This is a genomic window from Streptomyces sp. NPDC058685 (assembly GCF_042714725.1).
Classification (GTDB): Bacteria; Actinomycetota; Actinomycetes; order Streptomycetales; family Streptomycetaceae; genus Streptomyces.
Map to the genome: position 1 here is coordinate 176,571 of NZ_JBHXSL010000012.1, position 7,771 is coordinate 184,341.

The 7,771-nt window shown below is 70.7% G+C and carries 6 protein-coding genes; all 6 read left to right on the forward strand.

The window, feature by feature from the left end:
• The first annotated feature begins 192 nt into the window (after window positions 1–192).
• The 6 genes from ACFWU3_RS14520 (at window position 193) to ACFWU3_RS14545 (ending at window position 7,627) form a co-directional block, all read left to right on the forward strand.
• The gene (locus ACFWU3_RS14520; protein ID WP_313943408.1) at window positions 193–1,083 is read left to right on the forward strand and encodes an FAD binding domain-containing protein; all 891 of its coding nucleotides are present in this window, start codon (window positions 193–195) and stop codon (window positions 1,081–1,083) included.
• Window positions 1,083–1,664: a (2Fe-2S)-binding protein gene (locus ACFWU3_RS14525; protein ID WP_384436137.1), complete on the forward strand. Its 582-nt coding sequence runs from the start codon at window positions 1,083–1,085 to the stop codon at window positions 1,662–1,664. The genes ACFWU3_RS14520 and ACFWU3_RS14525 overlap by 1 nt, the downstream gene beginning before the upstream one ends.
• Window positions 1,665–1,669: 5 nt before the next feature.
• On the forward strand, window positions 1,670–4,054 hold the full coding sequence (locus tag ACFWU3_RS14530; RefSeq protein ID WP_384436140.1) for a xanthine dehydrogenase family protein molybdopterin-binding subunit: 2,385 nt from the start codon (window positions 1,670–1,672) through the stop codon (window positions 4,052–4,054).
• 205 nt (window positions 4,055–4,259) lie between these two features.
• The gene (locus ACFWU3_RS14535; protein ID WP_384436143.1) at window positions 4,260–5,738 is read left to right on the forward strand and encodes an NCS2 family permease; all 1,479 of its coding nucleotides are present in this window, start codon (window positions 4,260–4,262) and stop codon (window positions 5,736–5,738) included.
• 36 nt (window positions 5,739–5,774) lie between these two features.
• Complete coding sequence (locus ACFWU3_RS14540; protein ID WP_384436146.1) at window positions 5,775–6,911, forward strand: XdhC family protein; 1,137 nt, start codon at window positions 5,775–5,777, stop codon at window positions 6,909–6,911.
• A 341-nt stretch (window positions 6,912–7,252) separates the two neighbouring features.
• Window positions 7,253–7,627: an RNHCP domain-containing protein gene (locus ACFWU3_RS14545; RefSeq protein ID WP_313943402.1), complete on the forward strand. Its 375-nt coding sequence runs from the start codon at window positions 7,253–7,255 to the stop codon at window positions 7,625–7,627.
• Window positions 7,628–7,771: the final 144 nt, after the last annotated feature.

Consider the following 7,771-nt stretch of genomic DNA (forward strand, 5'->3'; position numbering starts at 1 on the left):
ACCTTTCGTTCGAATCTACAAGACGGGACGGGCGACCAGCCAACTCCTTCATGGTTTCGGTGACTGCACCGACCGGAGCACGCCCTTGTGTACTAAGGCCACACCGCGTTAACAGCACGTGAATAACCAGTCGAGGGCCGACCGTCCCGGGCCCGCTGAGACGAACGACTTCGATTCAGAAGAGAGCCACTCATGGACTTCCTTCGCCCCGCCAGCTGGGAGGAGGCGCTCGCCGCCAAGGCAGAGCACCCCACCGCTGTACCCATCGCGGGTGGCACCGATGTGATGGTCGAGATCAACTTCGACCACCGCCGGCCCGAGTACCTCCTGGACCTGAACCGCATCGGTGAGCTGTGCGAGTGGGAGGTGGGCGAGGAGAACGTCCGCCTGGGCGCCTCCGTCCCGTACACGCAGATCATGGAGCAGCTGCGCTCCGAGCTGCCGGGACTGGCCCTCGCCTCGCACACCGTGGCCTCCCCGCAGATCCGCAACCGCGGCGGCGTCGGCGGCAACCTCGGCACCGCATCCCCGGCCGGCGACGCCCACCCGGCGCTGCTCGCCGCGGGCGCCGAGGTCGAGGTGGAGTCGGTGCGCGGCAGCCGCCTGATCCCCATCGACGCCTTCTACACGGGCGTGAAGCGCAACGCGATGGCCGCGGACGAGCTGATCCGCGCCGTGCACATCAAGAAGGCCGACGGGCCGCAGCAGTACTCCAAGGTCGGCACCCGCAACGCGATGGTGATCGCGGTCTGCGCGTTCGGTCTGGCGCTGCACCCCGAGACCCGCACGGTCCGCACCGGCATCGGTTCGGCCGCTCCCACCCCGGTCCGGGCGACGGCGGCCGAGGAGTTCCTCAACGCCGCGCTCGAAGAGGGCGGCTTCTGGGACAGCAAGAAGATCATCACCCCGTCCGTCGCCAAGCAGTTCGCCCAGCTCGCCTCCGGCGCCTGCAACCCGATCGACGACGTTCGCGGCACCGCGAACTACCGCCGTCACGCCGTCGGGATCATGGCCCGCCGCACGCTCGGCTGGACCTGGGAGTCGTACCGCGGCAACGGCCGCAGCACTGAGGGAGTCGCATAATGCGCGTGAACTTCACGGTCAACGGCCGCAAGCAGGAGGCCGACGATGTGTGGGAGGGCGAGAGCCTTCTCTACGTCCTGCGCGAGCGCATGGGTCTGCCCGGCTCCAAGAACGCCTGTGAGCAGGGCGAGTGCGGCTCCTGCACGGTCCGCCTCGACGGTGTGCCGGTGTGCTCCTGTCTCGTCGCCGCCGGCCAGGTCGAGGGACGCGAGGTCGTGACGGTCGAGGGCCTGGCCGACTTCGCCCAGCAGCGCTCCGCCGGCGGCTGCGCGACCGGCGCCTGCGGGACGACCCTCCAGGACGCCCGTCAGTGGAACGCACAGGGCACCGACTCGCAGACCGGCGAGGGCTCCGAGCTCTCGCCCATCCAGCAGGCGTTCATCGACGCCGGCGCCGTCCAGTGCGGTTTCTGCACCCCCGGACTGCTGGTCGCGGCCGACGAACTGCTGGAGCGCAACGCCGAGCCGTCCGACGCGGACATCCGCGAGGCGCTCTCCGGCAACCTCTGCCGCTGCACCGGCTACGAGAAGATCCTCGACGCGGTACGCCTCGCTGCGGCCCGCCAGGAAGAGGCGGTCTGACAGCCATGGCCACGACTGGTACCCCCACGAACATCACCCAGGGCTCCAAGACCAAGGGCGGCATCGGCGAGTCGACGCTCCGCCCCGACGGCACCCTCAAGGTCACCGGGGAGTTCGCGTACTCCTCCGACATGTGGCACGAGGACATGCTCTGGGGCCACACCCTGCGCTCCACCGTGGCGCACGCCGAGATCCGGTCGATCGACGTCTCCGAGGCGCTCGCGATGTCCGGCGTCTACGCCGTGCTGACCCACGACGACCTGCCCACCGAGGTGAAGAACTACGGCCTGGAGATCCAGGACACCCCGGTGCTCGCCCACGGCAAGGTCCGCCACCACGGCGAGCCGGTGGCCATCGTCGCCGCCGACCACCCGGAGACCGCGCGCCGCGCGGCCGCCAAGATCAAGATCGACTACGCCGAGCTGCCGCTCATCACCGACGAGGCGTCGGCGACCGCTCCGGACGCGATCCTGGTCCACGAGAACCGCGACGACCACCACATCGGCCATGTGCCGCACCCGAACATCGTGCACCGGCAGCCCATCGTGCGCGGCGACGCCGACGCGGCCGCGCGGCGCGCCGATGTGATCGTCAAGGGCGAGTACACCTTCGGCATGCAGGACCAGGCCTTCCTCGGCCCCGAGTCCGGCCTCGCGGTCCCGTCCGAGGACGGCGGCGTCGAGCTGTATGTCGCGACCCAGTGGCTGCACTCCGACCTGCGCCAGATCGCACCCGTACTCGGCCTGCCCGAGGAGAAGGTGCGGATGACGCTCTCCGGCGTCGGCGGCGCGTTCGGCGGCCGCGAGGACCTGTCGATGCAGATCCACGCCTGCCTGCTGGCGCTGCGCACCGGCAAGCCCGTCAAGATCGTCTACAACCGGTTCGAGTCCTTCTTCGGACACGTCCACCGGCACCCGGCGAAGCTCTACTACGAGCACGGCGCCACCAAGGACGGCAAGCTCACGCACATGAAGTGCAAGATCGTCCTGGACGGCGGCGCCTACGCGTCCGCCTCCCCGGCGGTCGTCGGCAACGCCTCCTCCCTCTCCGTCGGCCCCTACGTCATCGAGGACGTCGACATCGAGGCCATCGCCCTCTACTCCAACAACCCGCCCTGCGGCGCGATGCGCGGCTTCGGCGCGGTCCAGGCGTGCTTCGCCTACGAGGCGCAGATGGACAAGCTCGCCGCGAAACTGGACATGGACCCGGTGGAGTTCCGGCAGCTCAACGCCATGGAGCAGGGCACCCTCCTGCCGACCGGCCAGCCGGTCGACTCGCCGGCCCCGGTCGCCGAGCTGCTGCGCCGCGTCAAGGCCAGGCCGCTCCCGCCCGAGCAGCAGTGGCTCGCGGCCGGTGAGCAGGCGGACGTCCGCGCGCTGCCCGGCGGTCTGTCCAACACCACCCACGGCGAAGGCGTCGTCCGCGGCGTCGGCTACGCGGTCGGCATCAAGAACGTCGGCTTCTCCGAGGGCTTCGACGACTACTCCACCGCCCGCGTGCGCATGGAGGTCGTGGGCGGCGTGCCCGTCGCGACCGTGCACACCGCCATGGCGGAGGTCGGCCAGGGCGGTGTCACCGTCCACGCGCAGATCGCCCGCACCGAGCTCGGCGTCACCCAGGTGACCATCCAGCCGGCCGACACCCAGGTCGGCTCCGCCGGATCGACATCCGCGTCCCGCCAGACGTACGTCACCGGCGGCGCGGTCAAGAACACCTGCGAGAACGTGCGCGAGAAGGTCCTCGAGATCGGCCGCCGCAAGTTCGGCTCCTACCACCCCGCCTGGGCCACCGCCGAGCTGCTGCTCGAAGGCGGCAAGGTCGTCACCGACGGCGGCGAGGTCCTTGCCGATCTGGTGGACGTCCTCGAGAACGAGGCGGTCGACCTGGAGCTCGAATGGCGCCACCGGCCCACCGAGGCCTTCGACCTGCGCACCGGCCAGGGCAACGGCCACGTCCAGTACTCCTTCGCCGCGCACCGCGCGGTCGTCGAGGTCGACACCGAGCTCGGGCTCGTCAAGGTCGTCGAACTCGCGGTCGCCCAGGACGTCGGCAAGGCGCTCAACCCGCTGTCCGTCGTCGGCCAGATCCAGGGTGGAACCACCCAGGGCCTGGGCGTGGCGGTCATGGAGGAGATCATCGTCGATCCGAAGACCGCGAAGGTGCGCAACCCCTCCTTCACGGACTATCTGATCCCCACCATCCTCGACACCCCGACCATCCCCGTCGATGTGCTCGAGCTCGCCGACGACCACGCGCCGTACGGCCTCCGTGGCATCGGCGAGGCCCCGACCCTGTCGTCCACCCCGGCCGTCCTCGCGGCGATCCGGAACGCGACGGGTCTCGAACTCAACAGGACGCCGGTACGTCCCGAGCACCTCACCGGCACCTGAGAGAAGCCCTCCGGGCGGTACGTCCAGGGAACGTCACACTTCCACGGCGTACCGCCCGGAGCACCGGAGCACCGCACCGCTCGCGGCCGTTCCCCCACCGTTCGTCTCGGGCCGTCCCCCGGGTCGTGCAGCCCACACAGTCATCCCAAATCCCGCAATCTCCGTCTCCATGCGGGTGCCCCTGTGAACCTTGGGAGTAGGCATCATGACCCAGCAGTCCCTTGAGCCGAAGACATCGGAGGACGCCGGCGTCGGTAGTCGCCAGCCCGCCGGACGCTCTTGGCTCGACCGTTACTTCCACATATCCCGGCGAGGATCGACCGTCGGCCGGGAGGTGCGCGGCGGCATCACCACCTTCATGGCGATGGCGTACATCATCCTTCTCAACCCGGTGATCCTCTCGGTGCCCGACGCGACCGGTCACCGGCTCGACGGCGACCAGCTCACCACCGCCACCGTCTTCGCCGCGGCCGCCACCACCATCGTGATGGGCTTCATCGGCAACGTGCCGCTGGCCCTCGCGGCGGGACTCAGCGTCTCCGCCGTCATGGCCTTCCAGGTCGCCCCGGAGATGACCTGGGGCAACGCGATGGCCATGTGCGTCATCTACGGCCTCGTGATCGTCCTGCTGGTCGTCACCGGCCTGCGTGAACTGATCATGAACGCGATCCCCTTGGCGCTCAAGCACGCCATCACCATGGGCATCGGCCTGTTCGTCTGCCTCATCGGCCTCGTCCAGGCGGGCTTCGTCACCTCGATGCCCGGAGACGGAGGCATCGCCGGCGCCAAGCCCATCCAGCTCGGCACCAGCGACATGCTCACCGGCTGGCCGGTCCTCTGCTTCGCCGTCACGGTCCTGCTGATCTTCCTGCTCCAGGTGCGCAAGGTGCCCGGCGCGATCCTCATCGGCATCATCGGCGGCACCGTCTTCGCCGCCGTCGTCCACCAGTTCGCCGGACTCGACAAGCAGGCATGGGGCGGCCTGAACGCCCCCGAGCTCAGCGGCTCCATCGTGAGCACCCCCGACTTCGGCCTCTTCGGCCAGGTCTCGTTCGACGGCATCGGCAGCGTCGGCGGCATCACGGTCGGCGTCATCGTCTTCACCCTCGTGCTCGCCGGCTTCTTCGACGCGATGGGCACCATCATCGGCATCGGCCAGCAGGCGAACCTCGCCGACGACAAGGGCAAGATGCCGGGCCTCAACAAGGCCCTGGCCATCGACGGCGCGGGCGGCGCGATCGGCGGCCTCGCCGGCGCCTCCGGCCAGACCGTGTTCGTCGAGTCCACCGCCGGTGTCGGTGACGGTGCGCGCACCGGCTTCGCCAGCGTCATCACCGGCCTCGCCTTCACGCTCTGCCTCTTCTTCACCCCGCTCGCCCAGCTGATCCCGACCCAGGTCGCCGCCGCCGCGCTCGTCGTCATCGGATCGATGATGCTCACGAACGCCAAGCACATCGACTGGAACGACCAGGCCACCGCCATCCCGGTCTTCCTGACCACCGTTCTGATGCCCTTCACCTACTCGATCACCGCGGGCATTGCGGCCGGCGTCATCGCCCACGTCCTCATCAAGGCCGTCCAGGGCCGGGCCCGCGACATCGGCTGGCTGATGTGGGTGCTGTCGGTCGTCTTCCTTGCCTACTTCGCCCTTCACCCGATCGAGGGCTGGCTCGGAGTGAAGTAACTCCCGCCGCCCGCCACACACTTCGAGGAGACCGACATGCTGGACATCGCCGACGAGCTCAACCGGTGGGTCGAGCAGGGCCGTACGTTCGCCGTCGCCACCGTGGTCGCGGTCGGCGGCAGTGCGCCCCGGCAGCCGGGAGCCGCACTCGCCGTCGACAGCGAGGGCACGGCGATCGGGTCGGTCTCCGGCGGGTGTGTGGAGGGCGCGGTGTACGACCTGTGCCGGCAGGCGCTGGAGGACGGCGAAAGCGTCCTCGAACGCTTCGGCTACAGCGACGACGATGCCTTCGCCGTGGGTTTGACCTGCGGCGGGGTCATCGACATCCTCGTCACCCCGGTACGCGGCGCCGTCATCCCCGCGGCGCTCGCGGCGGCCGCGTCGGGTGAGGCGGCCGCCCTCGCCAGGATCACCGAGGGCCCGGCCGACCTGCTCGGCCGCGCGCTGCTCGTACGCCCCGACGGCTCCCGCGAGGGCAGCCTCGGCGGCCACCCCGAACTGGACCGAACGGCCGCGGCGGAGGCGGGCGCGCTGCTGGACGCCGGCCGCACCGGCACGGTCACCATCGGCGCGGACGGCAGCCGCTGCGGCCGTCCGCTGACGCTGCTCGTCGAGTCGAGCGTCCCCGCCCCGCGCATGATCGTTTTCGGTGCGATCGACTTCGCCTCGGCGCTCGTACGGATGGGCAAGTTCCTCGGCTACCACGTGACCGTCTGCGACGCGCGGCCCGTCTTCGCGACCCGGACCCGCTTCCCGGAGGCGGACGAGATCGTCGTCGACTGGCCGCACCGCTACCTGGAATCGACGGAGGTCGACTCCCGTACGGTCCTGTGCGTCCTGACCCACGACGCCAAGTTCGACGTGCCGCTCCTCGAACTCGCCCTCACCCTCCCGGTCGCCTACATCGGCGCGATGGGCTCCCGCCGCACCCACCAGGACCGCAACAGACGCCTGCGCGAGGTGGGCGTCAGCGAACTCGAACTGGCCCGGCTGCGCAGCCCGATCGGACTGGACCTCGGCGCCCGTACCCCGGAGGAGACGGCCCTGTCGATCGCCGCGGAGATCGTCGCCCACCGCCGCGGCGGCAGCGGCGTCTCGCTGACCGGTGCCCACACGCCGATCCACCACGACGGCACGGACCGCACGGCGGGTCGCATCGGCTCGGTCGCCTGACCCATCGGCCGGTCGCCCGATCGCGGCGCTGCCCCGCTGGGCACGCTGTCTCATGCGCGAGTCGCCGCTCCGGCAGATCACGGGGGACACGGCGGCCCGCCGGAGGGAACGCCACGGCCGCCCGCCGCCGGGAATTCGGTTGCCGAACGCCCGCACGGCACGGTCTCATCAGGGGGACGACTCGACGACTCAGAGGTGGTGCGTGTATGCCCAGGGCCCGGTGGAAGCGTTCTCGCGATCGGGGAAGGCCTCCCACCTCCGTGGTGTGAACTCCCCGGATGCGAGACGACATCGACCGCTGTCGCCCTGTCCCACGCATCACCCCAGGAGTCGTGTCCACGATGTCACGCAACACCTCCCGGCGCGCCCGCACCGAGGCGCGCGCCGAGTCATTCCGCTGTCTTCAGTGCGGTCTCGACGTTCCGATGACCGCTGCCGGCACCGGCCACCGCAATCACTGTCCGAACTGTCTGTGGAGCCGTCACCTCGACGACACCCCGGGCGACCGGGCGGCCGACTGCGGCGCCCGGATGGAACCCCTCGCCATCTCCGTACGCGGTGACGGCGAATGGGTTCTGGTCCACCGCTGTACCCACTGCGGCGTGCTCCACGCCAACCGGACGGCGGGCGACGACAACGCCCTGCCGCTGACCCGCCTCGCGGTCCGGCCGCTGGCGCAGCCGCCGTTCCCGCTGGAGCGCCTGACCGCGCTGTGACGACGAGCCGTGGGGGCCGGGGGGGGGGCGCCCGGGGGGCCGGCCCCCCCCCCCCCCCCCGGGGGGCCCCCCCCCCCCCCCCCCCCCCGCCGCCCCCCCCCCCCCCGCCCCCCCCCCCCCCCCGCCGCCACACCCCCCCCAAAC